Below are 25,599 nucleotides of genomic sequence, written 5' to 3'. Positions count from 1 at the left end.
CCAGTGACGGCATCCGCGCCGGCTCCCCCACCACGGGCGCCTGTTCACCTCGAGGTGCTCGCGTACCCGGAGCGGTTGGCGCGATGACCGCACCGCAAGCCCGGGCCGCCGAAGTGAGCGTCGCCGAGTTGACCTCTGCGCTGGAGGAGTTCACTCGGATGTTCATCCGGCTGCCGAGGGTGCAGCAGTTGAGCTTCACGACGCTGTCGGTTCTGCACACGCTGGCCGGCCGCGGGCCACAGCGGCTCACCGTGCTCGCCGCCGGCGAGCAGGTCACGCAGCCGGCCATGACACAGATGGTGACCAAGCTGCAGCGTGACGGCTTGGTGGAGCGCCGGCCGGACCCGTCGGACAGCCGTGCGGTGCTCGTGCACATCACCGCGGCAGGTGCGGCCATCGTGGAGGGACGGCGGGCCGACCGCATCGCGCATCTCACAGAACTCGTCGGCCACCTGACGCCGGCGGAGTGGGCCGCCATCGTGGCCGCCCTGCCCGCCCTCGGACGACTGGTGGACGTCGACCGGCAACATGAACAGGAGAAAGGATCTTGACGTTCCCGCTGGAACCGGTAACCATCCATGTGCCCGACGAGGTGCTCGCCGACCTCCGGCAGCGACTGGAGTCAACTCGCTGGCCGGATGACGCAGGCAACGAGGACGGGCACTACGGCGTGACCCGCCCCTACCTGGAAGAGCTGGTCGAGTACTGGCGCGACGGCTACGACTGGCGCAAGGCCGAGGCGGCGATCAACGTCTACGAGCACTACCGCGTCGAGGTCGACGGCGTCCCGGTGCACTTCATGCGCAAGCCCGGAGCCGGCCCCGACCCCACGCCCTTGATCCTCACGCACGGCTGGCCCTGGACGTTCTGGCACTGGTCCAAGGTCATCGACCCGCTGGCCGACCCGGGGACCCACGGCGGCGACCCCGCCGAGGCGTTCGAGGTGATCGTTCCCTCCTTCCCCGGCTTCGGCTTCTCCAGCCCGCTGCCCGACCACCCGGACATGAACTTCTGGAAGGTCGCCGACCTGTGGCACACCCTCATGACCGGCATCCTCGGACACTCCAGGTACGCGGCGGCCGGCTGCGACGTCGGCGCCCTGGTCACCGGCCAGCTCGGCCACAAGTACGCCGACGAGTTGTACGGCATCCACATCGGCTCCGGCCAGAAGCTCACCCTGTTCAACGGCGACCGGGCCTGGGACCTCACCGGTGGCCTGCCCCTTCCCGACGGCCTCCCCGCCGACATCCGTGCCCGGCTCCTGGCGCTGGAAAAGCGGTTCGCCGTCCATCTGGCCGCGCACGTGCTCGCCCCGAGCACACTTGCCTACGGACTGACCGACTCGCCCGCCGGGATGCTCGCCTGGATCCTGGAACGCTGGGCGAACTGGAGCGACAACGGCGGCGACATCGAGACCGTCTTCACCAAGGACGACCTGCTCACCCACGCCATGATCTTCTGGGTGACCAACACGATCGGCACCTCGATCCGCACCTACGCCAACAACAACCGCTACCCCTGGACCCCGTCCCATGAGCGGCAGCCGGTCGTCGAGGCGCCCACCGGCATCACCTTCATCGGCTATGAGAACCCGCCCGGCGTCACCACCGACCAGCGCGTCCAGCACTTTCTCGGCAGCGACCGTGCCGGCTGGTACAACCTGGTCAACCTCACCGCCCACGACCGCGGCGGCCATTTCATCCCTTGGGAGATCCCCGACCAGTGGGTCGATGACCTGCGGCGAACCTTCCGCGGACGCCGATAGCCGAGCCGCGCCGCGGGTTCCGCTTTCGATCAGAAACCTGAAGGCAAACGGAGGTTGTCGATGAGTGGAGTGTCCGTGACGTGCGACCCCGCGAAGGTGGGATTCGATCCCGGGCAGCTGGCCAGCATCGATGACTACTTCGCCGCCGGCGTGGTGCCATGCTGCCGCTTGTAGGAGATCAGGATGGGGACGTCGGCCGGCGGGAGCGATGGGCTCGGCTCCAGCGCGAGTTCATCTCCAACCTCTCAAACCCGGGGCTCAGGCTGGAGGAGATGCAGCCATCGTCCATGGATCGCTGCCTATGGCGATGTTCGAACGCCGGGTGCGGGTATGCTTGGTCGGCGATCTTGCAGTTGCGGACCCGGCGCAACCCGACGGGCGGCCCGGAATGCTGGCGGAAGCGGAACCGCGCAAGCAGATGTGCTCACGCACCTCATCATTGATCGTCTTGGGGCGCCCCCCGCTCTATTTTGGGTCCCACGCGTCGAAACCCCCCGCTCGTTGAAGGCGTGGATGACATCGCGGACGTAGTCCTCGCGGACCTGGCATCAGCGTGGTGATGTCCTTGACCGTCTGGCCCTGGACGGACATCAGCACCACGATCGCCCGGCGGAGTTTCACCGGGTTCTTCGCGGTCCGGCTGATCCGTTGCAGCTTCCGGCCCTCCTCCATCGTGACCCACCGGACGAACACAGCCACTAACTGCTTGGCCTCGCCCGGCACGTAGGGCGGCGCCCTACCGACTCCTCTCGGTTAACGAACACACCGTCTCATGCTCCGGACGACCGATTTTAGATGGTTTACAACTCTTTGACCGTTTCGTTAGAGTTCGTCCCGCCTAATCCACTCACCGTTGTGTGGAGCCGGGGACCCAAGTTCTTTCTGGGGCGAATCGGCATCGCCGTAGGGCCACTTCCAGGCCCGAGCCCGTCAGCTAACCCGGTAGGCCGCATGGAAGGACAGCAATGTCTCGCATTGCCATCTGCCTGGCGGCAGCCATCGCCGGGATCACTCTGGCCGCTCCGGCCCAGGCCGCCCCCCACGACCCCACCACCCTGACCGGCCCCCAGGTCAAACGCATCCTGCAGAAGCGGCAGCCCACTCCCGCCTGGAAGGTCGCCCTCGACTTCGCCATGAAGAAGCGCGGCATCCCGTACGTCTGGGGAGGGACCAGCGACAGCGGCTACGACTGTTCCGGGCTCATGCTCAGGGCGTACAAGCACGCCGGGATCGAGTTGCCGCGCACCGCGGCGCAACAGTACAACGCGTTCTCCAGGAAGATCTCCTGGGACGACCTCAAGCCAGGTGACCTGGTCTTCTTCCACGGACTCGGGCACGTGGGGATGATCTCGAAGCCCGGCTACATGGTGCACGCACCGCGCAGCGGAGACGTGGTCAAAGAGGAACGGCTCTCCGACTGGCGCAGGGAGTCCTTCGTAGGCGCCGTACGGCCAGACCCCAAGGGCGTGCGGCTCTCCATCCAGCAACGCAAGACCCCCGCACCCTCGATGCTCACCGCCACTGTGTGACAACGGCGGCGGGGCGCGGGCCGACCGGCGTGCGGCTGGTCATCTCCGGCCGGCACGCCGGCTTGGTCGCCGCGCTCAAGCGCTCGTTCCAAGGCACGCCCATTAGCGCTGCCGGTCCACTTCGCTCGCAACTTGTCGGCGCACGTGCCCAAGACGCCGGTCCTGGTGCCGATCCTGTGCTCGTACTCCGACATGACAGCCCCCTGTGCGTAACGCACACGTATGTGCCTTTGTAGGCCGTTCAATCGCCGCCCGAGCAGATCGCCCGCCTCGACAAGGCCCTTACCGAGGCCGGGGAGCCGGGCCTGCTCACCGAGATCTGGCTCGTGGTCGATCCCAGCACCGGTCTGCCTCATGCCCAGGTGCCGTGCCTGACATTGCCAGCAAGCTGGTCATCCCGACAGGCAAGTACAAGGGCCAGCATCCCTCGGTGGCGAGCGTGTATCGCGTCCTGGCCGATGCCAACCGCGCCGGCGACGTAGCACCGACCGCCGACCGCGCCCTGATCGACCCTCGTGCGGTGGTGGTTTACTGGCCGAGATCAGCCGCGGGCACCACGGCGATCGTTACTTCGGCGGAGGTCCCGGCACCAGGCGAACGGTGTCGCCCGGCTGAGCTGGGGCGAGCTCGTGGGGATCGGCCGGGCGGGCGCTGTGCTAGAGGACGTCGTCTCAGTCAGCGTTGATCAATGACCGCGCGTGCCGAATCCTGACGCGGACGTGGCTGCCGATCGGTGGAAGCTCGGTGGCGAGCACGTCGCCGGGGTGCAGGCAGGTCAGCGGGCCGGTGGAGGTATCGACGTCGACGCGGGTGGCGATGCCGAGTGCGACGGTCCGGCGCAGCGTTCCGGTCACCACCTGTACATCATCGGTTTGGTCAGCGGGACCGTCGGATGGGTCGAGGACGAGCTGTGTGTGCTCGGGACGCGCCGCGAGTGTGTGCGTTCGGCCGGTGAGAACCGCTGGGAGGAGGTTGGTGAAGCCGAGCAGTCGGGCCGTGTCGGCGTCACTGGGGTGGTCCAGCACCTCGGCAGTCGGCCCGTGCTGGCGGATCCGGCCGTCGATCAGCAGCGCGGTGTCCTCAGCCAGGGCGAGGGCCTCCTGCCGGTCGTGGGTGACCAGGATCGTGGCGGTGGGCTGCCCGGTCAGCGCGGCGCGCAGGTCGGCGAGCAGGTCGGCGCGGGTAGTGCTGTCCAACCCGCTGAACGGCTCGTCGAGCAGCAGTACCCGAGGTCCGACCGCGAGTGCGCGGGTGATGCTGACCCGTTGAGCCTCGCCTATGGACAGGCTGCGGGCATCCCGGTCGGCGAGGGGCGCCAGGCCGAGCGCCTCGATCCACGGCCATGCGCGGATTCGGGCCTCGCGGCGGCTCATGCCGCGAAAACGCAGTCCGCTGATCACGTTGGCGGTCACCGTGCCGCGGCGCAGGATCGGCCGTTGCAGCACGGCCGCGATCGCGTCGCGCATCAGTGAACGCGTCGCGGGGCAGCCGTCGAGCAGGATCTGTCCGGTGACGCGGTGGCTACTGAGCAGGCCCAGCGCGCGCAGCAGGGTGGACTTGCCGGCGCCGTTGGGGCCGAGCACGGCCAGCGTGCGTCCCGACGCGACGTGCAACTCCGGGACGCTGAGCAGTTCCCGGCCGCCGGCGTGCACGCGCAGGTCTCGGCACCCGATCCCGGTGCTGAGGCCGCTCACCGCAGCACTGTCCGTCGCTGTTGCATCAGAGTCAGCGACAGATTCACGGCGAACGCGATCAGCAGCAAGATCATGCCGAACGCTATCGCGAGCGAGAACTGGCCCCGGCTGGTGGCCAGTACCGCAGCGGTGGTCAGCACCCGGGTCTGTCCAGCCAGGTTGCCCCCGACCATCTGCGCGGCCCCGACTTCACTGACCACCGCGCCGAACGCAGCCATTGCCCCGGCCAGCAGCGGCAACCTGGCCTCGCCCAGCAGTGCCGCGAACGCGCGGATCGAAGTCGCTCCCAGAGCCTGCATCTGAACCCGGAAGTCGGGATCGACCTGTTGCAGCGCGGCCGCGACCAGTGCAACCACGATCGGGGTGGCGATCGCGGCCTGAGCGATGACCATCGCGGTCGGGGTGTAGAGCAGCCCGAGCCCGCCCAGCGGCCCGCTGCGCCACAGCAGCACGGTGACGAACAGGCCGACCACTACCGGCGGCATGCCCATCCCTGTATTGGCTGCCGCCAGGACGATCCGCCGGCCCGGGAAGCGTGCCAGCGCCAGGGCCGCGCCCAGCGGCAATCCGATCAGCAGGGCGATCGCGGTTGCGGTCAACGAGACTCGCAGGGTCAGCATGATGATCGACCAGCTGTCCTGATCCCCGGAGAGCAGCAATCCGATCGCGTCTATCAGCCCGTCGAGCAGCACGTCCATCAAATAGCTCCCCGGCCAGGCTCACTGGCCCAGTTTCGCCTCGTCCGCGCCCGCGTCCGGGGTGAACAATGGTTGGCCGAACTTCGCTCCCCCGAACGCACCGATGAGCCGCTGCGCGGGCGGGGAGACGATCCAGTCGGCGAATGCCTTCGCTCCGTCGGGCTGTACCCGATCGCCTGCTTTCTTGGTCATCTCGATGACGTGGTAGATGTTGAGCAGGCCCGGATCGCCCTCGCTGAGCACCTCCAGCGCCAGGGTGCCGCGCTGGGTGAGATAGGTGGCCCGGTCCGACATGGTGTAGGCGGCCTTCTCGCTGGCGATCCGCAGGGTCTCGCCCATGCCTTGCCCGGTGGACTGGTACCAGGATCCGCCTGGGGTCACCGCGGCCTTGGACCAGAGGTCCTTCTCCTTGGCATGCGTACCTGACTCATCGCCCCGGGAGATGAACGCCGCCCGTGCGGCCGCGATCTTCTTCATCGCCTCTACGCTCTTCGTGCCTCGTATCGTGGCCGGGTCGGCCCGTGGACCGATCAGCACGAAGTCGTTGTGCATCACCAGCCGTCGCGAGCCGGCGCTGCCCTCGGCCACGAACTTCGCCTCCGCTGCGGGGGAATGCACCAGTAGCACGTCGGCCTCCCCGCGACGGCCCAGTTCGATGGCCTGGCCACTACCGACCGCCAGGGCCTTGACCTGCCAGCCGCTGTCGCGGGTAAACGCCGGCAACAGCTCATCGAGCAGCCCGCTGTCCTGAGTGCTGGTCGTGGTGGCCAAGATCAGCGACTTCTCCGCCGAAGGGTTTGACACTGGCCCGCTGGAGGAGGGGACGGTCCCGCAGCCGGCCAGTAAGACCGTCCCGACCCACGCGCAAATGACCAAGAGCCTGCTACTTATCACTGTGGCCCTATCTGTGCTACTTCAGAGCAGTGCAAGTGTAAATTATCCAAGCGTGACCCGATATCGGGAGATTTGCATTGACCTCGCCCACCGGATAAGCGCGGGGACCCTCCACCCTGGCGACGAACTGCCAGGGGTCCGCGATCTCGCCCAGCAGTGGCACACCACGGCCTCCACCGTCAGCCGGGCACAGCGCCGGCTGGCCGACGCCGGAATGCTGGAGCTGGCCGACCGCCGCCGCGCACGCATAGCCCCCGGCGCTGCACTCGCTGCCCGGCGTTTCCTGCACGCGGACTCGGTTTTCACCCTCGCCGGCAGCGACGATCCCGCTCTCGACGTCCTCGCCGGCGCGCTGGACGGGAAGCTGAAAATCGTCACGCGCGAGGGCAGTGTCGCCGGCCTCAGCGCGGTGCGTCAGGGCCACGCTGACGGCGCCGCGATCCATCTGCTGCACCACACCGGGGTCTACAACGCGCCTTTCGCGCTCGGCGTGCTGCGCGGCCTGGAACCGCACCTGATCCACCTCTGGCGACGCGAGCAAGGGCTGATCGTGCCGCCCGGCAACCCCCACCGCATCACCGGCATCGCCGATCTCGCAGAGAGGCGGGTCTCGACCCGACGCCCAGGCACCGGGACTCGAATCCTTCTGGACCGGCTGCTCCTGGCCGCCAGTCACGACCCGGACAGACTCCGGGGACCACAGGTCGGCTCCCATCTCGAGGTTGCCCTGGCCGTCGCCACCGGCACTGTCGATGTCGGCCTCGGAGTCCGCTCGGCTGCTACCGACCTGGACCTCGAGTTCATTCCTCTGGCGTGGGAGGACTTCGACATCGCGCTGGTCGGGCACGCCCTCGACTCGGCTGCTCATCTCATCGCCGCACTACGCACGCCGGCCCTGCGTGACAGGATCTCGTCACTGGGCGGCTACGACACCTCAAGGTCTGGCGACGTCACGGAACTAGCGGTTGCCGGTCCAGGAGTCGAGGCCTAGGGCAAGGCCGTCGAGGGTGCCTGATTGGCTGACGAACGCACATCGACAGCGCCCTCGGTTTGGGCTGAGCTTCCCCCCGTAGCACAGACACCTGAGGTGAGGTCACTCAGCGGTGTCTGACGGCCTGTAGAGGCCCTCGAACGTGACAGGGCTGTGCATTCCGATGCTGGAATGGCGTCGGTATGGATTGTACCAGCATTCGATCCATTCGAAGATGGCGTTGGCCAGTTCTTCGCGGGTTTTCCAGATTCTGGCATCGAGAAGCTCGAGCTGCATCGTTCCCCAGAACGATTCCATCATCGCATTGTCGTAGCAATCGCCCACTGTTCCCATGGAACCGAGCAAGCCCGCATCCCGCAGCCGCTTGCCAAAGACCCAAGACGTATATTGCGTGCCGTGATCGGAATGCAGAACAGTCGAGCGGGCGTCCGGCTTTCGCCGAGCCACGGCCATCGCCAATGCGTTCACCACGAGATCCGTATTCTGTCGTGCGTCGATGGACCAGCCGATGACGCGTCGTGAATAGGCGTCCATGACGGCGGCGCAATACACCTTCCCTCCGCCGGTGGGATGCTCGGCGATGTCGGTCAACCAGAGCCGATCGGGCGCCTCGACGTCGAAGCGGCGCTGCACCAGGTCCTCCTCGGTGGCCTGGTTGACCAGGTTGCTGCGGCCCTTGCGCCGGTAGACGCCCTGCAGGCCGGCCTCGCGCATGAGCCGCTCCACGCGTTTGCGGTTGACCTTCTCACCCAGCCCGAGTGTGAGCTCGGCATGCACCCGCGGCGAGCCGTAACTGCCGCGCGAGTCGGCATGTATCTGCCGGATTACTTTGGTGAGTTCCTTATTACGGAGTTCCCGCGGCGGCTCGGGCCGGCCGAGCCACTCGTAATATCCCGAGGTCGACACTTGGAGCACTCGGCAGGCCACCGCGACCGGAATGCGGTCGTCGGCGAGTTCGCGGACCAGCGAGTAGATTACTTCGGGAGGACGTTCTCCCGGGCGAAGTACGCCGCCGCCCGCTTGAGAATGTCGTTCTCCATCTCCAGCTGCTTGTTGCGGCGGCGCAGCTCGGCGAGTTCCTTCTTCTCCGCGCTGGTCAGGCGGTCACCGGTACCGGCGTTTTCATCGGTGTCGGCTTGTCGCAGCCAGTTCTGCAGGCACGACCGGCTGACGCCCAGGTCCTTGGCGAGCTGGAGGAGCGGTTTGTCACCTTGGCGTGCGAGCTCGACCGCGCGGCGCCGGAACTCGGGAGGGTGTGGCGAGGGCATGAAGGACATCCTTCCTGATGATCACGGGTGACCTCAGGTCAAGTATCCGGAGAACAGGGGGAAGCTCACAGCATGTCCGACGCCCTCTCAACGATCCTGCCCGCCCTGACCAAGGACCGCGCAGGCCGCCCGGACGCTCGTGCGCTTCGCACGGTCCTCCGTAAGTAGCTTCTCCTGCCTGAGGCCAAGCGGCCGGACGTGCCGCAACAGCACGCCGCTGCGGTGGCCTGGCTGAAAGCCGCCTCGCTCGACCTGGCAAGCTTGGAGGAGGCCAAGACGGTACGGCTCGCCCTCCACGCCCTGACACTGTGCCTCGACGGCAAGGCGGCGGCCTCAACCACGATCGCCCGCAAACGTGCCGTCTTCCATGCCCTTCTGGAGTACGCGGTAGAGCTGGAGGAACTTTCGGCAAATCCGCTGCACAAGATCAAGTGGAAGCCGCCGAAGACCACCGAATCAGTAGACCCTCGCGTCGTAGTGAATCCTCGCCAGGCACAAGAGCTGCTGACCGCGGTGAGCTACGTAGGATGTCGAGGCCGTGGCCGGCGGCTGATGGCTCTCTTCGCCTGCATGTACTACGCCGCCCTGCGCCCGGCCGAAGCAGTCGGCCTTCGCATCCAGGATTGCCACCTGCCCAGCTCTGGCTGGGGACGGCTAACGATCGACGTTTCCCGGCCAGAGGTCAACACCCAGTGGACCGACAGCGGGGATGCCCACGAAGAACGCGGCCTCAAGCACCGGGGCAGACAAGACGTCCGACCGGTGCCCATCCCTCCCGAGCTGGTCAAGATCCTCCGCGAGCACATCGCCGAGTACGGAACGGCCAAGGACGGACGGATCTTTCGCAGCGAACGAGGTGGTGTCGTCGCCTCCACGGCCTACACCGAGGTCTGGCAGGCCGCTCGGCTCCTGGCCTTCGCGCCCGCCCAGGTCTCCTCTCCGCTCGCCAAGCGTCCATATGACCTCCGACACGCGGCGGTGTCCCTCTGGCTCAACGTGGGCGTCTCAGCGCCCGACGTAGCTGAAAGAGCCGGCCACAGCGTCGATGTCCTGCTGAGGGTCTACGCCAAGTGCATCGACGGCCAACAGGAGATCGCCAACAAGCGGATCGGTGATGCGCTGGCCGCGTGAAGCGTGACCACATCGATGACAAGGTCCCGGACACTATCCGGGACCTTGTGCTGTTCAGGCGGCCCGCCGATCAACGAGGCGACACGTCCTGCAACACACCGAGGTGCGGTTATCGATGTACCGTGAGCCGAATCATGATCAACGACTTCGCTCGGAGGTTTCCATGAGCTATGACCTTGCGGTCTGGGAAGGGCGAAGGCCGGCAACCGATGAGATCGCCGGAGACGTCTACCAAGCACTCATGGAGCTGATGGATCAAGATGGGGAGACATCCCCAACTCCTCGAATCAGCACCTATGTGCAGGCCGTTCTCGAACGATGGCCCGCCCTCGAGGAGGTCGACGACGTTGATGAGGCCCCTTGGTCGGTGACTCCCGAAGCCAGTGGTTCGATCGTCTACCTCTGCATGATGTACAGCAAGGCCGAGGAAGTCTCCGAGTTCGCCGCTGACCTCGCTCAAGAGCACGGCCTGGTCTGCTACGACCCCCAGATGAGATGCCTCCGTCCATGACCAGCAGACGGATCACGTCCACGCAGGGCGCTACGGTTGATGAGGCCGCGACGCCTGAGAGGGCCAGATCCCTTGGCTCACCTGGGGAAACGCGTTCAAGATCATTGCACGTATATTGGTGGACCAGCGACAAAAGGCTGGGCAGAGCGGCATCCGGCTGCACACCCCTGAAATGCAGAAGAGGCCCCATAGGGCCTCTTCTGCATTTACTGCTGGTGGCAGGTGCAAGGTTCGAACTTGCGTAGGCTGAGCCGACGGTTTTACAGACCGCTCCCTTTGGCCACTCGGGCAACCTGCCGTGTCTTCCGCTCTCGCGGCGACACACAGAAGGATAGCGGACTTCCGAGGTGTACGTGACACCGGTTTGTCCCGTGCCGGATTGTGGCGTCACGCTCAACCGGAAACCTGCCCGGGAACGATCCCCAACCCGCCCACAGGGCAAAGCGGTGCTGTTCTGGCGAGGGAGGGGGAAGGGTGATCATTGGTGTAGACGGGCGGCGTCCTGCACGGCGGGCCGATGCTGGCTAGGCTCGTTCGCTGGGTCCGCTCGTTCGATAGTTCGCGCTTCGCGTACGCCGGGGAAGCAGGATCCGCGTAGTGCTTCGCAGCTGAGAGGGTGGGTGTTTTGGCCGATTCGTCTTTCGACATCGTTAGCAAGATCGACCGACAGGAGGTCGACAACGCTCTGAACCAGACGGTCAAGGAGATCGGGCATCGGTTCGACTTCAAGGGCACCGGGGCGAGCATCAGCTGGTCCGGGCAGAACAACATCGAGATCAAGGCGAACAGTGAGGAGCGGGCCAATGCCGCGCTCGACGTGTTCAAGGAGAAGGTGGTCAAGCGAGGGCTGTCGCTGAAGATCCTCGATGCGGGTGAGCCCAAGCTGTCCGGCAAGGAATACCGCATGCTGGTCAGCCTCAAGGAGGGCATCGACCAGGAGCACGCCAAGAAGATCTCCAAGCTGATCCGCGACGAGGGGCCCAAGGGGGTCAAGGCGCAGATTCAGGGTGAGGAGCTTCGGGTCAGCTCGAAGAAGAAGGATGAGCTGCAGGACGTCATCTCGCTGCTCAAGGGCAAGGATCTGGACATCGCGTTGCAGTTCGTCAACTACCGATAGCGGCACGTGGTCGACGCCTCCGAGGCGGCATGCGGTCGTGAACACCTCCGAGGCGGCATGCGGTCGCGAACACCTCCGAGGCGGCACGCGGTCGTGGGGGTCGCGGGTGCCCGCGAGAGGTGGGTTCCGACGTCTGACAGTGACAGCATGGCCGGACGTGGTTAGTCAAAACGCGGGCGGCCATGCGCCTTCTCCGGGTGACCGGGGGCTTCTCCTGGTGACCGGTGGTTTCTCCTGGTGACCGTCGGCTTCTCTTGGAGCCATGTGGTCATGGTTGCTCGGCCCCGTAGGGTCGGGGATGTGACGAAGATTCCGTTGCGTCGCTTCACGGCGCGGGCTCTGCCCATCGATGATCAGGACCGGGTGCTGCTGCTGCACGGATTCGATCCCGAGCGGCCCGAAAGTCCGTTCTGGTTCACCATCGGCGGGGGCTTGGAGGACGGTGAGACGGCGGCCGAGGCGGCCGCGCGGGAACTGTTCGAGGAAGCCGGGATTCGGGCAGGCGTCGAGGAGTTCAGCGGGCCGTACGGGACGAGCACGATCGAGTTCTGCTGGGCCGAGTACGCCATCACACAGGACCAGGTCTTTCTCGCGGTACGGGTCGGCGACGCGGTCGTGTCGTTCGAGCACATGGAGCAGATCGAGAAGGACACGACGATCGCTTATCGGTGGTGGAGCGTGGAGGAGCTCGAGAGCACTGAGGAGGTGTTCTTTCCGGAGGATCTGGCGGCCATTCTGCGGAAGGTCACTGCGGGCGGCGCAGGATTCGCGTAGCTCCCGCGATCAGCGCCGTTGCCAGGATCCAGCCGGAGACGATCAGCGCGTACGCCAGCCACTGCGTCCACCCGCCCGCGTCGAAGTGCTCTCGTTGCCCGAATGCGGGCAGGGGAAGCAGTAGGTCGAAGGTGTATGCGAATGAGTTGAAATCGGGGCTCTCGGCGGGTTTGAGGGCTCTGGGTGGGTTGAGGCCGAAGACGACCGTGCCGATCGCCAGCAAGAGCGTGAACCATATGCCTGCCAGCCAGGGGCGGTAGCCGTATCCGACCGCGACGTCGAGCAGTCGCCCCCATAGCCGGCCGCCTAACCCCTGGGTCTGGCGTCTGGCGCGGAGTTTCGCCAGCTGGGTGCGGCGGGCGAGCGCGTCGTTGCCGTCGCTGATGTACCAGGCGGCCAGTTGCTCGTACGGCTGCGGGCGGAAGCCCTCCGGGTCCCGCGTGATCCATTCGACCCTCCGGGCGACGCCGGAGCCGCGCAGGCGGTCGTACGTCAGCCCGTTCAAGCGGAGGTTCTCCGGCCACGTCTCGGGGTCGTCCTGCAGGATTCCTACCTTGGAGTGCGCGAGGGTGACGACGCCGTCGACGGGCTCGGCGGGCTTGAGGTGGAGCTCGCGGACCTCCATGTGGCTCATGTGGAGGGCATAGCGGGTGTCGGGGCTCTTTACGGTGCCCCTGAGGGAGAACGTTCCGTTGATGCGGGCGCCGCGGACCCGTACGCAGCCGTCTGCGTGGAATCCGTCGGTGCAGCGCATGCTGTCCTCGACGACCATGTTGTCGGCGGTGAGGGCTTCCTTGCCGGGATTGCGGAGTGTCGCGCCCTCCAGGAAGAACCCGCCGTTCAGACGGGCGCCGACCAGGCCGACTCCGCCGGTGAGGTCGGCGTTGCGTAGGTAAAGACCCGAGTCCACGACGGCGGCGTTCGCGTATAAAGCCCATTCGCCGTCGTCGGCGACGATCTTGGTGCCGCCGAGCCACATGCCGCTCTCGAACTGCGCGCGGGCGACGCGGACGGTCCCGGTGACGTTGGAGCCGGAGAGGCTGAGGTGGCCGGCCACCCGCATGCCGCCGCCGCTGAGGCCGGGGAATGTGCAGTCGGTCAGGCGGATGGAGCGCGTGGTGGCGTTGGTGAGCTGAACGGGTTCGTCCAGGTGGCAGCCGCTCAGAACGAGTTCGTGCTGGATGGCGCCGCCCACGAGGGCGAGTCGGCCGGTGATTCGGGCACCGCGTACCCGTACCGCGGGGACCGAGCCGGCGCCTGCGTCGCGGGCGCCGAGCAGCAGGGAGGAGACGACCTTGGCGCGGATCGTGCGCTCGGGACCCCAGGTGTCGCCGTCCTTCGGGGCATTCTCTCCGGCCGGGCTGCCGGAGGCGCAGGTGACCGGGCCCAGGTCGACGAAATCGCCTGTGGGGAACGCGTTCCATAGCTTGCGCTCGGCCTCGGTCAGCCGGGGGGTTCGGCCCATGCTCAGCGGCGGTAGCCGGCCATGCGCTCGAGGCGGGCGACGCGCTCGGACGTGGGCGGGTGGGTCGAGAAGAGGCGGCCGACGCCGGAGCCGCTGAACGGGTTCGCGATCATCATGTGCGAGGCCGAGGTGAGGCGGCTGTTCTCGGGAAGCGGTAGCCGGCGGGCGCCCATCTCGATCTTGCGGAGGGCGGAGGCCAGGGCGAGCGGGTCGCCCGTGAGCCTGGCGCCCGACTCGTCGGCCTGGAACTCTCTGGTACGGGAGATCGCCATCTGCACCATCCCGGCCGCCACGGGGCCAAGAATCATCATCAGCAGCGCGCCCACGAAGCCTGGGCCCTCGTCGTCGTCGGAGCCGCCGAAGAACACCGCTACGTAGCTGAGCCAGGTGATCATCGTGGCCAGCGCGCCGGCCACGGACGAGACGAGAATGTCCCGGTTGTAGACGTGCGACAGCTCGTGGCCGATCACGCCGCGCAGCTCGGCCTCGTCGAGCAGCTGGGTCAGCCCGTACGTGACGCACACCGCGGCCTGGCGGGGGCTTCGGCCGGTCGCGAACGCGTTCGGCTGGGCCGTCGGTGAGATGTAGAGCCGTGGCATGGGCTGGCGGGCCTCGGTCGACAGCTCACGGACGATCCGGTAGAGCGTGGGCTGCTCGACCTCGCTGACCGGCCTGGCCCGCATGGCCGACAGCGCGATCCGGTCGGAGAAGAAGTAGGCGACGCCATTGCTCACCAGGGCGAGCACGAACGCGATCTGCACACCGGTGCCGCCGCCCAACCACGCGCCCACCGCGACAATCAGCGCCGACAGGCCGCCGAGTAGCACGGCTGTGCGCAGACCGTTGTGGTGCACGATTCCCCCCCTTCGTGGTCTGGGTTCCACCACGTCCAACGACCATCACCCGGTTCTTCGTTCCCCGCCGTGCTCAGCTGAGGGCGGAGCGCGACATGCGCGTTCTCATCGGGTGGACAGCGCGGTCATGTCCAGGACCAGTTGTGGTGCGATCGAGAACAGGATCGCCGCCGCCACGGCCACGCCCATCGCGGGCCAGATCGCTGGTGACGGGCGGTGCAGGACGGGCGCCCTGCCTGCCTCCGGGGTGAACAGCCGTGCCGTCCAGACGGCGTAGTAGTAGAGGCCGATCACGGTGTTGACGGCCATGACCAGGGCGAGCCAGCCGGTGCCGCCCTCGACGATCTCGCGGAAGACGAAGACCTTGGCGAAGAGGCCGGCCAGGCCCGGCGGCAGCCCGGCCAGGCAGACCAGGCAGAAGGCGAGCGCGATGCCCGCCGCCCGGCTGCGGTGGACGAGGCCGCGGTAGTCGTCGAGCTCATTGCGGGGGGCCGTTCTGGAGACGAGCATGACGACGGTGAACGCGCCGAGGTTCATGGCCGCGTAGATGACGAGGTAGGCGGTGGACGCGCCGATCGCTCCCGGCGCGGCGATCGCGAGCGGGGCCAGGATGTAGCCGGACTGGGCGACCGAGGACCAGGCCAGCAGGCGTACGGCCGAACGCTGGCGCAGGGCCAGCAGATTGCCCACGGTCATGGTCAGCGCGGAGATGATCGCGATGATCGGGGTCCAGGTGGCGGCCTGCCCGGCCAATGCCGTGACCAGGATGAGGATCAGTCCGGCGAACCCCGTCGCCTTGGAGATGACCGACAGCAGAGCGGCCACGGGGAGCGGGGCGCCCTGGTAGACGTCGGCGGCCCAGGAGTGGAACGGCACGGCGGCGACCTTGAAGGCGAACCCGGCGACGACGAGGACGACGCCGACCGTGACGACGGCGGGCATTCCCTGGTCGGCGGGCAGTGCCGTACCCGGTGCCGGGATCTGGCCGCTGAAGACGGCGGCCAGCCGGGACAGGAAGACCGTGCCGGCGATGCCGTAGAGGAGGGAGACGCCGAACAGCATGATCGCGGTGGACACAACGGACACCACGAACAACTTCACGGCGGCCTCGGAGGAGCGGCCGTCGTAACGCTTCAGCGCGGTCAGGGCGAACACCGGGAGCGAGACCAGCTCCAGTGCCACCACCAGCATGATCAGGTCTCGGGAGGCGGGCAGGGTCACCGCGCCTACGAGGGTGCAGAGCAGGAGGAAGTACCACTCGCCGATCGGGATGCCGCCACCTGCCAACTCGGTCATCGACATCAGGATGACGACCACGGCGGCCACCAGCATCAGGCCCGCGAAGACCAGCGTGAACCCGTCCGCGACGAACGAGCACAGCGCCCCATCAGTGGCGAGGTTGGGAGGGACGCAGAAGGTCTGGCCGCCGCCCCTGACCGTTTGGGCGATGACGAAGCCGAGGGAGATCAGGACGCCGGCGAGCGTGACCGCGCCCAGGGTGGTCTTCGTGCTCGGGCGGGCGGGCAGGAACGCGTCGAGCAGCAGCACCAGGCCGGCGACGACGGCCAGCGCCAACGGGGGTGCGATGACGAAGTAGTCGATCTGCTGGATCATGAGATGGCTCCCAGCAGGGTCTGGACGGCCGGCGTGGTGAGAGAGAGCAGGAGGCCGGGCCAGAGGCCGAAGAGGAGGATCAGGACTATGAGTGGCGTCCATGCCAGCAACTCGTAGGTCCTGATGTCTCCTGCCGGCGCCAGTGGCTGCTCCAGGACGGCGGTCGCCGTTGCCGCCTGTCTCTCGGGTGGCGCGCCGAGCGGGACGACGGGGCGTTCGTCCGGGGTTTCACGGACCAAACGGTCGTCGGCGGCTTCTGGCGGCATACGGCCGTCGGTGGCTTCGGACGGCGTACGGCCGTCGGTGGCTTCGGAGGGCGTGCGATCGCCGTCCGCGGCCTCGGGCGGGAGGTCCGTGGCCGGCTGAGGGGGGCGGCCGTGGGTGACGCGGGAGAGCATGACCAGGAAGTACGCGGCCGTCAGGACCGCGCCCAGGCCGCCGATCACCATGTAGGTGAGGAACAGGCCGCGGGGCAGGCCGCTCGCCGGCTGGTACGAACCGTAGAGCGCCAGCATCTCGCCCCAGAACCCGGCCAGCCCCGGCAACCCGAGCGAGGCGATCGACGCGTACGTGAGCACCGAACCCAGATGCGGCAGTGTGGTCAGCATGCCGCCGCCGAGCGATGGCATGTCAGCGGTGTGATAGCGCTCCTTGACCGCCCCGGCCAAGAAGAACAGCAGGCCGGTGATCAGGCCGTGGGCGACGTTCGCGAAGAGTGCGCCGTTGATGCCGGCCGGGGTCAGCGTGGCGAAGCCGAGCAGCACGAAGCCCATGTGGCCGACGGAGGAGTAGGCGATCATGCGTTTGAGGTCACGCTGGGCCAGGCACGCCAGAGCCCCGTACACGATCCCGACCACCGCGAACGCGCCCAGCCACGGCGCCACCGCCGTCGCGCCTTCGGGGAGGACGGGGATGGCGATCCTGGCGAAGCCGTACGTGCCCATCTTCAGCAGCACCCCGGCCAGCAGCACCGACCCCACGGTGGGGGCCTCCGTGTGGGCGTCGGGCAGCCAGGTGTGCAGCGGCCACATGGGGGTCTTGACCGCCAGGCCGATGCCGATCGCCACGAACGCCAGGATCTGCACCGATCTGGCCATGCCGCTGCCGTGGGCCGCGGTCAGCGCCTCGATGTCGAGCGTGCCGGTCTGCGCCCACACGAGCAGCAGGCCGAGCAGCATCACCACTGAGCCGAGCAGCGTGTAGAGGATGAACTTGATCGACGCCGCCCGCCGGCCCTCGCCGCCCCAGATGCCGATCAGGAAGTACATCGGGATCAGGACGATCTCGAAGAACACGAAGAAGAGCAGCAGGTCGAGGGCGAGGAACGTGCCGGTCATCCCGACTTCGAGCACGAGCAGCGTGAACACCAGCGCCCTCGGCCTCGTCCCCATCAACTGGCCCGGGGCGCGGGCGCTGCCCCAGCACAGGTAGACGAAGCACAGGAACGTCAGCAGGGCCGTCAGCGCGATCAGCGGCAGCGAGATCCCGTCTACGCCGAGGTGGAAGCGCAGCCCGAGTCCCGGGATCCACGGGATGTCCACCTCGAACTGCTGCCGCGCGGCCTGCCCGTAGTCGAACGCCGCCACCAGTAGGGCGGCCAGGACCAGCGTGATGCCCGAAAGGATCAATCCGTACGTCCGCAGCGCCGGGCGCAGAGCGTTCGGGGCGACGACGAGCGCCAGCGCACCGAGCAGCGGCACGGCCAGCAACGCGACAGGAATCCAGCCCATCATGCGAACATCACCGCCCCCACCGCGATCAAGAGCACACCGGCCAGGAGGCCGCTGACGTAGAGCTGGACGTTGCCGTTCTGGGCCAGGCGCAGCACTCCGGACAATCCGCGGGCCGACCTGCCGGAGCCGCGTACCGCGCCGTCCACGACCACGTCGTCGGTCCTGACGACGAGCCTGGCCAGGGCCAGGACGGGGCGGACGAACAGGGCGGCGTAGAGCTGGTCCGCATAGAACGCCTGCTCACACGGCACCCGTAGCGGGCCCAGCAGGCGGGCGGGGTCGGCGATGGGGTCGCTGCGCCAGAACGCGTAGACCACCCCTGCGCCGAGCAGTGCGAGCACGACGCTGATGACGGCCACGCCGAGATCCACGTGGAGCTCGCCGGCGAAGCCGAGGAGGAGTGCGGGGACGGCGAGGAGGATGACGGGCACGAGCATCGTCCGCGGGGCCTCGGTGACGTCCACGACGTGGGCCGTGCCGGGTTGGGGCTCGGGCAGCGCCACTGCCCGCGTCTCGCCGAAGAACGTGCGGAGCCAGGCTCGAGTGGCGTACGCGCCGGTGACGGCCACGGTGGCGAGCGCGCAGCCGTACAGGAGCAGGGCCGCCGCGTCCGTCAGCGTGCCGGTCGCCAGGGCGTCGTCCATGGCCGCCAGGATGGAGTCTTTGCTGAAGAAGCCGCTGGCGGGAGGGATGCCCATCAGGGCGGCGAAGCCGATCGTCATCGTCACGAACGTGATCGGCAGCTCCCTGCGCAGGCCGCCCATCTGCGTCATCAGGTTGGAGCCGACGTGGTGGATCACCACGCCGGCGCAGAGGAACAGCAGCGCCTTGAACGCGCCGTGCGTCAGCAGGTGGAAGATGGCCGAGGTGTCGGAGCTCGCGGCCAGGCCGCCGGCCATGTAGGCGAGCTGGCTGACCGTGGAGTAGGCGAGCACCCGTTTCAGGTCGTCCTGCGCCAGCGCGGCCAGGGCCGCGCCGAGCATGCCCAGTGCCGCCATCACGGCCAGCACGTCCAGCGTGGGAGGGGCGGCGCGGAACACGTCGAAGAGCCTGGCGACGATGAAGATCCCGGCGGCGACCATGGTGGCGGCGTGGATCAGCGCGCTGATCGGCGTCGGGCCCGCCATGGCGTCGGGGAGCCAGGTGTGCAGCGGGACCTGGGCGCTCTTACCTGCCACACCGGCCAGGAGAAGCATGGTGGCGGTCACGACAGTGGCCGTGGACATCTCCGGCGCCTTCGCCAGGACGTCGGCAATGCGGAAACTGCCCGCCGCCTGGCCCAGCGCGAAGATGCCGAAGAGGAAGCCGACGTCGCCGAGGCGGGTCACGAGGAACGCCTTCACCGCGGCGCGCGAATTGCCTCTGTCCTCCCACCAGTGGCCGATGAGCAGGTATGAGCAGAGGCCCATGATCTCCCAGCCGACGTAGAGGACCAGGAGGTCGCCTGCGTATACAACCAGGAGCATCGCGCTGGTGAACAGGCTGATGAACGCGCTGTAGGACGGGTAGCGAGGGTCGTCTTTGAGGTATCCGACCGAATAGACCTGTACGGCGAGGGCGACGAGGGTCACCAGAACGCCGATGAGGGCGGACAGGGTGTCGGCCTGGAGAGTGAGCGAGATCGGGATGGCGCCGGTGGTCACCGTGCCGTAGGTCTGGCCTGTGGGCTGGGGTGATGTGGTTTCGCCTGCGAGGAAGGCGAAGCCCGGATCCCAGGCCAGCCAGGCCGCCAGCAGTGCTGAGGCGGCGGTGGGGAGAATGGCCAGCCAGGCCGCTCTTGCGTTCGCCCGCTCACCCGCTGCTCGTGGTGGCGTTTGGGGTGATCGGGGTGCTGTGGGGGGTTGGACGGCTGCGGGTGGTCGCTGATGGGGCCAGCGTGAGAGCAGTAGGCCGGCGAAGGCGGCCGCGAAGGGCAGGAGGACGGCCAGCAGCGGGAAGGTCGTCATCGCCTGCCACCTCGCTTCACCGGCTGCTCGCCCTTGGTGTCGTCTCGGCCTTCGTGGCCGCTCTTGGCGTCTTCCTGGGCTCGACGGTTTTCGTGCGGGTCTGACGTGACACCTGTGCGGTCCTCATCGGAGGCAGGCCCGTCGTGGGACGACTGGCCCGGATCCAGCGCGGCGCCGGACGCGGGAACGACGTCGGGATCAGTGATGCTGCCTGGACCGGCGTCAGGTGCTGACGGGGTGGCCGTGGCAGCGGGGTGGTCCACCGTGAGGCCCGACTGGGCTCGTACAGAGGCTGTCCGGTTGCCGGCGTCAGCGGGGAGGGCGACCGGGGGGTCGTCGGTGGGTTCGGCGAGGTCGCGGAGGTGGTCGATGTCGACCGTGCGGCGGTTGCGGTAGAGAGCGAGGACGATCGCGAGACCCAGCCCCACTTCGGCCGCCGCGATGACGATGACGAAGAGGGTGAGCACCTGGCCGCTGTGCAGACGGTCGCGGAGCCACACGTCGAATGCCACCAGGTTGAGGTTGACGGCGTTGAGCATCAGCTCGACCGACATCAGCACGAGGATCGTGTTGCGGCGGGCGAGCACGCCGTAGACGCCGATCGAGAAGAGGAGCGCGGAGACGACTGCCGGGTAGACGATATGCACTAATGACCCCCGGTTTTATCGGGTGCCGAGCTGCCGCCGGTCTGATGGAGTGGGTCCACGGTCTGGTTGGGTGACGCGGGACTTGGCGTCTGGTCGGGTGGTGAGGGATCGGCTGTCCGGTCAGATGGTGAGCCGCCCGGGATGTCCGTACGGGACAGGACTATGGCGCCGATCAGTGCGGCGAGCAGCAGCACGGACAGGGCCTCGAAGGGCAGCACCCAGGTGGCGAACACGCTTGCGCCCAACTCCTTGGCGGCGCCCGGGCCTGGGGTGAGCGGTGTGTAGGCCGTGCGGAATCCGTCGATGACCACCGTGACCAGGATGGCCGCCGTCGCCAGGGCCACCAGGGCCGAGACGAGCCGATTGCCGCTGTCGAGGTCCGCAGAACGCCCAATGGGGGCGCGGGTGAGCATGATGCCGAACAACAGCAGCACGACCACAGCGCCCACGTAGATCAGCACCTGGACCCAGGCCACGAACTCGGCCGTCAGCACCAGGTAGCACCCCGCCAGGGCGCCGAAGCAGACCACCAGCCAGAGAGCGGCGTGGACCAGCTGTTTCGTCGTGACGACAAGCAGCGCCGATCCAACCACTACCGCGCCCAGCAGCAAGAAGACGATTTCTTGCCCTGTGGGTGACAGGTAGGAGGGCACCGCCTCGGTCACGACTCCTCCTCGGACTCCCTTGTCTTGTCAGGGTCGAGCCGTCCGGGCGGGCGGATGGACCGTGGGTCGGCCATCTTGCGCCTGCGGGGGCTCGCGGCAGAAGTCTGCTCCTCCGGCTCGGGTCGCGGTTGCGGATCGGCCGAGGCTGTGGACAACTCTTCTGAGGTTGGGCCGCCTGTGGATGAAGCTGCTCCCTGCGAGTGCTCGCCATCCTCGGTTGCGCCCTCTGCCGGCCTGGAAGCCGGTTCGGCTGCGGAACTGCTGGGGGCGGCTCTGTCTGGGGAGGGGGTGGCGTCTTCGGCTTGCGGCGGGACGGCCTGGCCCTCGGAGTCGGTGGGGAGGATCCCGGGTGGGCGGATTCCGCGTACGTTCGACATCGGTCGGCGTTGGCGCTGGGGTCTGGCTGCGGCGTCTGATGCCGCTGCGGGGCCTTCGCCGGGCGTCTGCGTCGTCGGTTGCGCGTCCTGCGTGCGAGCCGCGGGTTCCGCCTCTTCGACGTGGTCGGCCGCTTCCGTTCCTGTGGGGGCGATTGGTGCGCCTGCGCCGGTCTGCGTCGGAGCGCCTTCGCGGGCGGCGGTGTCTGGTGTCTGGGAGGCCGGCGAGTCCGCTGGGCGGACGGCGCGGTCGGCGGCTCGGCCCGAGGCGAGCGGTTCGGCACCTGGGCCAGTCGGTTCGGTACCCCGCCCTGTCGGTTCGGCACCTGCCGGGCCAGTCGGTTCGCCGCGCAGGCTGGTGCGCTGTTCGGCGTCCGGACTGGTGGGCTGGTCGGCTGCAGGGACAGCGGAGGTTTCGGTGGCCGGGTGAGAGGGGTGGCCGGGCTCCAGGCGGGCTGGGTGATCGGTGGACTGGCCGGCCGCGCGATCGGAGGGCGGGGGTGAGGGACGTTCGGCGCCCTGACGCGATGGGCGGTCCGCGCCCTGACGCGATGGGCGGTCCGCGGCCTGACGCGCTGGGCGGTCGGTGGCGGGGCGGGATGGGCGGTCCGTGCCCTGGTCGGTGGATGTGCGGGGTCCGCGATCCCCGGGCGGGCGGGGTGAACGGTCGGGCGCCGGGCGGCGGGGGGCGGCGGTGAGCTCCTTGGGCGGCTCGGCGCCGGGGTCGTGAGCCGGGGGCGCGGGGACGGTCTGGGTCCAGGCCGCCAGTTTGTCCTTTTCGTGCACGAGGTTACGGATGTCGCCCTCGGCGTACTCGAACTCCGGTGACCAGAAGAGCGCGTCGAACGGGCACACCTCGATGCAGATGCCGCAGTACATGCACAGGGAGAAGTCGATGGCGAAACGGTCGAGGACGTTGCGCTGGCGGGGGCGGCCGCCCTCAGGCGCCGGGATGGTCTCCTTGTGGGAATCGATGTAGATGCACCAGTCGGGGCACTCCCGGGCACAGAGCATGCAGGAGGTGCAGTTTTCCTCGACCAGGGCGATGACGCCTCGGCTGCGGGGCGGCAGGGCAGGCTTGACCTCGGGATATTGCTGCGTCACCGATCGGCGCAGCATGTGGCGAAGGGTGATGGACAACCCCTTTGCCAGTCCGACTCCCGGTATCCGCCCCATAATCAACATCATGTCGCACTTGGCCGCGCACGTGAATGCGCAAGCGCACTGTCCCCAGTTTTTCCACAGCCATCCACAGGTTAGCGCGAGGTTATCCACAAGCTGAGGACATGCCCGGTATGAACCGCGGTAGGGCGATAGTCTCTCGGCCATGCAGCACAGCCATCCGCTCCGTCCCGGTGGCGGGGCGTGGGCGGCCGCCGTCGCGTGGGCCTGCCTGCCCCTGTTCACGTGCGGGCTGGCGACCCCGTTCACCATCGGGTTCGCGGCGTTCTGGCTGCGCAGCGTGGTCCAGGCCGTCGCCGCCTGCGCCTACCTGGTGGCCATCGGCTCGTTCGTCATCCCGGTGATCTCGTACGACGACGTCGACAGCATTCCTCAGCCGCTGGATGCGGTGGCGACCGTTGGGCTGTTCGTCAGCTGGATGGGCGGTGTCATCCACTCCGGGATCCTCGTGCCGATGATGGTGCGGGCGCGGTTCAAGCCACCTGTGCACATGCAGCACATACAGCACAGACAGCACGGACAGCATGGACAGCACCAGCGGCCCATGCCGCACGTGGATCTGCGGCAGCGGACCACCGCGCCCACCTACCAGCGGCGGCCCGGGGAGCCTGAGTGGATCGGGCACTATCGGGTGCTCAAGCCGCTCGGACGTGGTGGGCAGGGGGCTGTCTACCTGGCCGCGGCGCCCAACGGGGCGCGGGTCGCCGTGAAGGTGCTGCACGATCTGGTCGACGAGACGGCGCGGGCGAGGTTCGCACGGGAGGTGGAGGCGGCCCGGCGAGTGGCGACGTTTTCCACAGCCCGGGTGCTCGATGTGAACATCACCGGCCAATACCCCTACATCGTCAGCGAATACGTGGAAGGACCGTCGCTGGAGCAACTCGTCAGGAAGTACGGGCCGCGCGACGAGGACGGCCTCACTCGGCTGGCGTTATCCACAGCAGGGGCGCTGGCGGCCATCCACAAGGCGGGCATCGTTCACCGCGACTTCAAGCCGAGCAACGTGCTGATCGGGCACGACGGGCCACGGGTGATCGACTTCGGGATCGCGCGGGCGCTCGACCAGATGACCATGACGTCCGGGAAAATGGTGGGGACGCCGCCTTACATGTCGCCCGAGCAGTTGTCCGGGGAGACGGTGGGGCCGGCCTCCGACGTGTTCAGCTGGGCAGTGACGATCATGTTCGCGGCCACGGGGCGGCCGGCGTTCGGGGAGGACTCCGTGCCTGCGGTCTTCAACCGAGTGCTCACGGTTCATCCTGATCTGTCGCCGTTGCCGCCTGCGTTGCGCGGGATTGTGGGGACTTGCCTCAACAAGCGGCCTGAGGAGCGGCCGTCGGCCTCCGATGTGATGCTGGCGATCATCCACTGACCCTCGCGTGTCACGGCCATCGTCACTGGTTGGCCTCGCTGCCGTGAGCGCCGTCACCGTCCAAAGCGGGAGCGCCCCGGCTCGGGCGGCGGGCCGCTCTGGGCACCAGGAGGAGACGACCTCGCCGCAAAAGCTGACCTGGCCGCGCCCACCCCGCCGAGCAGCGCGTAACCGACGAGGGTCATCGGGTTGTGGCCGGCCTGGTGTTCAGTGACGAGTGCCGTATGTGGCGAGGGTGACGTCATTGGTGGCGGGTCAGGGTCACTGATGGCGGCAAGAGGGGGCATTGCTGCGGAGCCGATGAGCCGAACGATGTAAACAAGTGGCGAGTACGGCTTCTGGACGGCGATCGACCTTGGTACGGGCGAGTTGGGGTTCGGCGGACGCTACGGGGTAGCCGTTCTCGCCCGCGTGACCAAGTCCAGATACTCCTCGCGCGACAACCGTTCCACGACCAGAAGCAAGTCGTGGCGCTTGGCGAAGCGGTCCACGTCGTTCGGGGGCCAGCGGCCAGGGAGGTGGTGGAGGAGGTGCTCCATCCTGTCGAGGACGGCCAGACCTGTCAGGTCCTCGTAACGGTAGAGGAGCAGGCTGAACGCCTCGTTGATGTCCATGCCCAGGCGGAGATCGGCGACGACGACGTTCCTCTGGATGATCTGGAGCTTCCGCGGACGCTTTCCGACCAGGTACGGGCCGTTGGGCGGGCCTACGATACTGCCCTGATTGACGCGCCATCGGTGGAGTCTCGCTGCGACCGGGCGAATGACCAGCAATGCGGGACTGACGGCTACGACCAGCCATTTCGCATCGACGAAGTCCAGGATCAGCCGGCCGATTGAGGCGACGCCACGCCAGGCGACCCACAGTCCGGCGTAGGCCAGATATGCCATGACGCCCAGGCCGACGACTCCCCCGCAGATCGCCACGGTTTTGCGCCATTTACTGAATGACGGGCGTAAGAGGCCGTGTAGGCGTGTCCAGCCGGGGGCGCGGCCGGCGAGCACCCTGCGCACCTGGCGCTCGGGCCTGCCGCGGGCCTCCACCAGCGGGATTCCGGCCCGCCCCGCGAAGGACCGCAGGTGGGGCGTATGCCAGTCGCCCGGCAGGTCGAGCATGACCAGGCCGTCGGCGTCCAATGCGGCCAGGCCCTGTACGGAGGAGTCCCCCTGGTCATATCTGTAGTGGTAGAGCTGGGCCGGCCTCAGACGTACCGAATGGCCTGAAGCATTATCGGTGACCGTCAGCGAATCCCCGTCGGTGGTCAGGATGGTTTTGGGACAGCGACTGCCCTTTGTCGCGCCTGCCACCGGAAGAAGCTTCTTCATTCGTCATCCCCCATTGGCCCCTGTCCGGGTACGACGAATAAAGCAGGTGT

General features: G+C 67.7%; 22 protein-coding genes, 1 tRNA gene, 2 pseudogenes and 1 riboswitch. Of the genes and pseudogenes, 11 read left to right on the top strand and 14 right to left on the bottom strand.

The window, feature by feature from the left end; all coding sequences use genetic code 11:
- Nucleotides 1–83: 83 nt before the first annotated feature.
- From EDD27_RS46925 to EDD27_RS57455, 5 genes and pseudogenes are all read left to right on the top strand, one after another.
- A complete protein-coding gene (locus tag EDD27_RS46925; RefSeq protein WP_127939063.1) occupies nt 84–551 on the top strand; it encodes a MarR family winged helix-turn-helix transcriptional regulator in 468 nt (155 codons plus the stop codon).
- A complete protein-coding gene (locus EDD27_RS46920) occupies nt 548–1,765 on the top strand; it encodes an epoxide hydrolase family protein (protein ID WP_241564628.1) in 1,218 nt (405 codons plus the stop codon). Before EDD27_RS46925 ends, EDD27_RS46920 begins: the two co-directional genes overlap by 4 nt.
- A 158-nt stretch (nt 1,766–1,923) precedes the next feature.
- Nucleotides 1,924–2,208, top strand: coding sequence for a zinc-ribbon domain-containing protein (locus EDD27_RS59120; protein WP_127939060.1), 285 nt, complete (start codon nt 1,924–1,926; stop codon nt 2,206–2,208).
- 382 nt (nt 2,209–2,590) lie between these two features.
- Nucleotides 2,591–2,728: riboswitch (cyclic di-AMP (ydaO/yuaA leader) on the top strand.
- Between the two features lie 2 nt (nt 2,729–2,730).
- Nucleotides 2,731–3,294: a C40 family peptidase gene (locus tag EDD27_RS57460; protein ID WP_127939058.1), complete on the top strand. Its 564-nt coding sequence runs from the start codon at nt 2,731–2,733 to the stop codon at nt 3,292–3,294.
- A pseudogene (locus tag EDD27_RS57455) lies at nt 3,282–3,447 on the top strand (transposase); the annotation flags it as partial. The gene EDD27_RS57460 and the pseudogene EDD27_RS57455, both read left to right, overlap by 13 nt.
- 518 nt (nt 3,448–3,965) lie before the next feature.
- Here the strand turns inward: EDD27_RS57455 and EDD27_RS46890 are convergent.
- From EDD27_RS46890 to EDD27_RS46880, 3 genes are read right to left on the bottom strand one after another with little or no spacing between them, the layout of a single operon-like run.
- Entirely contained in the window at nt 3,966–4,988 is a 1,023-nt protein-coding gene (locus EDD27_RS46890; RefSeq protein ID WP_127939056.1) for an ABC transporter ATP-binding protein, read from the bottom strand.
- Nucleotides 4,985–5,686: an ABC transporter permease gene (locus EDD27_RS46885; protein WP_127939054.1), complete on the bottom strand. Its 702-nt coding sequence runs from the start codon at nt 5,684–5,686 to the stop codon at nt 4,985–4,987. Before EDD27_RS46885 ends, EDD27_RS46890 begins: the two co-directional genes overlap by 4 nt.
- 21 nt (nt 5,687–5,707) lie before the next feature.
- On the bottom strand, nt 5,708–6,490 hold the full coding sequence (locus EDD27_RS46880; protein ID WP_206641964.1) for an ABC transporter substrate-binding protein: 783 nt from the start codon (nt 6,488–6,490) through the stop codon (nt 5,708–5,710).
- A gap of 142 nt (nt 6,491–6,632) precedes the next feature.
- On the opposite strand from EDD27_RS46880, the gene EDD27_RS46875 reads away from it, so the two are divergent.
- A complete protein-coding gene (locus EDD27_RS46875) occupies nt 6,633–7,571 on the top strand; it encodes a substrate-binding domain-containing protein (RefSeq protein ID WP_127939049.1) in 939 nt (312 codons plus the stop codon).
- Between the two features lie 102 nt (nt 7,572–7,673).
- Here the strand turns inward: EDD27_RS46875 and EDD27_RS46870 are convergent.
- A protein-coding gene (locus EDD27_RS46870) for an IS3 family transposase (RefSeq protein WP_421917377.1) occupies nt 7,674–8,839 on the bottom strand; the annotation gives its coding sequence in 2 pieces (ribosomal slippage) (nt 7,674–8,548 and nt 8,548–8,839; 1,167 coding nt in all).
- Between the two features lie 198 nt (nt 8,840–9,037).
- Between EDD27_RS46870 and EDD27_RS46860 the strand changes: the two genes are divergently transcribed.
- Together EDD27_RS46860 and EDD27_RS46855 are read left to right on the top strand one after the other, a co-directional pair.
- A complete protein-coding gene (locus EDD27_RS46860; protein WP_241564627.1) occupies nt 9,038–9,970 on the top strand; it encodes a tyrosine-type recombinase/integrase in 933 nt (310 codons plus the stop codon).
- Between the two features lie 163 nt (nt 9,971–10,133).
- Nucleotides 10,134–10,481 (top strand): hypothetical protein, encoded by a 348-nt coding sequence (locus EDD27_RS46855; protein ID WP_127939043.1) that lies wholly within the window; start codon nt 10,134–10,136, stop codon nt 10,479–10,481.
- Between the two features lie 213 nt (nt 10,482–10,694).
- Here EDD27_RS46855 and EDD27_RS46850 read toward each other — a convergent pair.
- Nucleotides 10,695–10,779: transfer RNA gene (locus EDD27_RS46850), tRNA-Tyr, on the bottom strand.
- A gap of 327 nt (nt 10,780–11,106) precedes the next feature.
- Between EDD27_RS46850 and EDD27_RS46845 the strand changes: the two genes are divergently transcribed.
- Nucleotides 11,107–11,598: a YajQ family cyclic di-GMP-binding protein gene (locus EDD27_RS46845; RefSeq protein WP_127939041.1), complete on the top strand. Its 492-nt coding sequence runs from the start codon at nt 11,107–11,109 to the stop codon at nt 11,596–11,598.
- A 300-nt stretch (nt 11,599–11,898) separates the two neighbouring features.
- Entirely contained in the window at nt 11,899–12,372 is a 474-nt protein-coding gene (locus tag EDD27_RS46840) for an NUDIX domain-containing protein (protein WP_164904103.1), read from the top strand.
- On the opposite strand, the gene EDD27_RS46835 is transcribed toward EDD27_RS46840, so the two are convergent.
- The 8 genes and pseudogenes from EDD27_RS46835 to EDD27_RS57450 form a co-directional block, all read right to left on the bottom strand.
- Nucleotides 12,344–13,837 (bottom strand): hypothetical protein, encoded by a 1,494-nt coding sequence (locus tag EDD27_RS46835; protein WP_127939039.1) that lies wholly within the window; start codon nt 13,835–13,837, stop codon nt 12,344–12,346. The two genes, EDD27_RS46840 and EDD27_RS46835, sit on opposite strands and share 29 nt — an antisense overlap.
- Before the next feature lie 2 nt (nt 13,838–13,839).
- Entirely contained in the window at nt 13,840–14,691 is an 852-nt protein-coding gene (htpX, locus tag EDD27_RS46830; protein WP_127939037.1) for a zinc metalloprotease HtpX, read from the bottom strand.
- Nucleotides 14,692–14,796: 105 nt separating this feature from the next.
- Nucleotides 14,797–16,305, bottom strand: a complete 1,509-nt coding sequence (locus EDD27_RS46825) for an NADH-quinone oxidoreductase subunit N (protein ID WP_127939034.1) — start codon at nt 16,303–16,305, stop codon at nt 14,797–14,799.
- Nucleotides 16,302–18,035, bottom strand: coding sequence for a complex I subunit 4 family protein (locus tag EDD27_RS46820; protein WP_127941423.1), 1,734 nt, complete (start codon nt 18,033–18,035; stop codon nt 16,302–16,304). Before EDD27_RS46820 ends, EDD27_RS46825 begins: the two co-directional genes overlap by 4 nt.
- Complete coding sequence (locus EDD27_RS46815) at nt 18,035–19,984, bottom strand: NADH-quinone oxidoreductase subunit 5 family protein (RefSeq protein ID WP_127939031.1); 1,950 nt, start codon at nt 19,982–19,984, stop codon at nt 18,035–18,037. The genes EDD27_RS46820 and EDD27_RS46815 overlap by 1 nt, the downstream gene beginning before the upstream one ends.
- 365 nt (nt 19,985–20,349) lie before the next feature.
- Nucleotides 20,350–20,631, bottom strand: a pseudogene (gene nuoK, locus EDD27_RS46810) (NADH-quinone oxidoreductase subunit NuoK); the annotation flags it as partial.
- A complete protein-coding gene (locus EDD27_RS46805; protein WP_241564626.1) occupies nt 20,631–21,296 on the bottom strand; it encodes an NADH-quinone oxidoreductase subunit J family protein in 666 nt (221 codons plus the stop codon). The gene EDD27_RS46805 and the pseudogene nuoK, both read right to left, overlap by 1 nt.
- Nucleotides 21,293–22,684: a 4Fe-4S binding protein gene (locus EDD27_RS57450; protein ID WP_277750858.1), complete on the bottom strand. Its 1,392-nt coding sequence runs from the start codon at nt 22,682–22,684 to the stop codon at nt 21,293–21,295. Before EDD27_RS57450 ends, EDD27_RS46805 begins: the two co-directional genes overlap by 4 nt.
- Nucleotides 22,685–22,997: 313 nt before the next feature.
- On the opposite strand from EDD27_RS57450, the gene EDD27_RS46795 reads away from it, so the two are divergent.
- The gene (locus EDD27_RS46795; RefSeq protein ID WP_127939029.1) at nt 22,998–24,224 is read left to right on the top strand and encodes a serine/threonine-protein kinase; all 1,227 of its coding nucleotides are present in this window, start codon (nt 22,998–23,000) and stop codon (nt 24,222–24,224) included.
- Nucleotides 24,225–24,610: 386 nt separating this feature from the next.
- Here the strand turns inward: EDD27_RS46795 and EDD27_RS46790 are convergent, their stop codons facing one another.
- On the bottom strand, nt 24,611–25,549 hold the full coding sequence (locus tag EDD27_RS46790; RefSeq protein ID WP_127939027.1) for a hypothetical protein: 939 nt from the start codon (nt 25,547–25,549) through the stop codon (nt 24,611–24,613).
- Nucleotides 25,550–25,599 lie beyond the last annotated feature (50 nt).

This window comes from Nonomuraea polychroma, assembly GCF_004011505.1.
In the GTDB taxonomy this organism is placed as follows: Bacteria; Actinomycetota; Actinomycetes; order Streptosporangiales; family Streptosporangiaceae; genus Nonomuraea; species Nonomuraea polychroma.
Note: the sequence above shows the minus strand (reverse complement) of the source record. Positions and strands in the feature narration are given on the sequence as shown.

Bases quoted from the DNA above. Each gene is read 5' to 3' on its own strand.
- EDD27_RS46815 (WP_127939031.1), bottom strand. From the start codon at position 19,984: ATGACGACCTTCCCGCTGCTGGCCGTCCTCCTGCCCTTCGCGGCCGCC.
- EDD27_RS46835 (WP_127939039.1), bottom strand. From the start codon at position 13,837: ATGGGCCGAACCCCCCGGCTGACCGAGGCCGAGCGCAAGCTATGGAAC.
- EDD27_RS46855 (WP_127939043.1), top strand. From the start codon at position 10,134: ATGAGCTATGACCTTGCGGTCTGGGAAGGGCGAAGGCCGGCAACCGAT.
- EDD27_RS46820 (WP_127941423.1), bottom strand. From the start codon at position 18,035: ATGGGCTGGATTCCTGTCGCGTTGCTGGCCGTGCCGCTGCTCGGTGCG.
- EDD27_RS59120 (WP_127939060.1), top strand. From the start codon at position 1,924: ATGCTGCCGCTTGTAGGAGATCAGGATGGGGACGTCGGCCGGCGGGAG.
- EDD27_RS46925 (WP_127939063.1), top strand. From the start codon at position 84: ATGACCGCACCGCAAGCCCGGGCCGCCGAAGTGAGCGTCGCCGAGTTG.
- EDD27_RS46885 (WP_127939054.1), bottom strand. From the start codon at position 5,686: ATGGACGTGCTGCTCGACGGGCTGATAGACGCGATCGGATTGCTGCTC.
- EDD27_RS57450 (WP_277750858.1), bottom strand. From the start codon at position 22,684: ATGCTCTGTGCCCGGGAGTGCCCCGACTGGTGCATCTACATCGATTCC.
- EDD27_RS57460 (WP_127939058.1), top strand. From the start codon at position 2,731: ATGTCTCGCATTGCCATCTGCCTGGCGGCAGCCATCGCCGGGATCACT.
- EDD27_RS46795 (WP_127939029.1), top strand. From the start codon at position 22,998: ATGCAGCACAGCCATCCGCTCCGTCCCGGTGGCGGGGCGTGGGCGGCC.
- EDD27_RS46825 (WP_127939034.1), bottom strand. From the start codon at position 16,305: ATGATCCAGCAGATCGACTACTTCGTCATCGCACCCCCGTTGGCGCTG.
- EDD27_RS46790 (WP_127939027.1), bottom strand. From the start codon at position 25,549: ATGAAGAAGCTTCTTCCGGTGGCAGGCGCGACAAAGGGCAGTCGCTGT.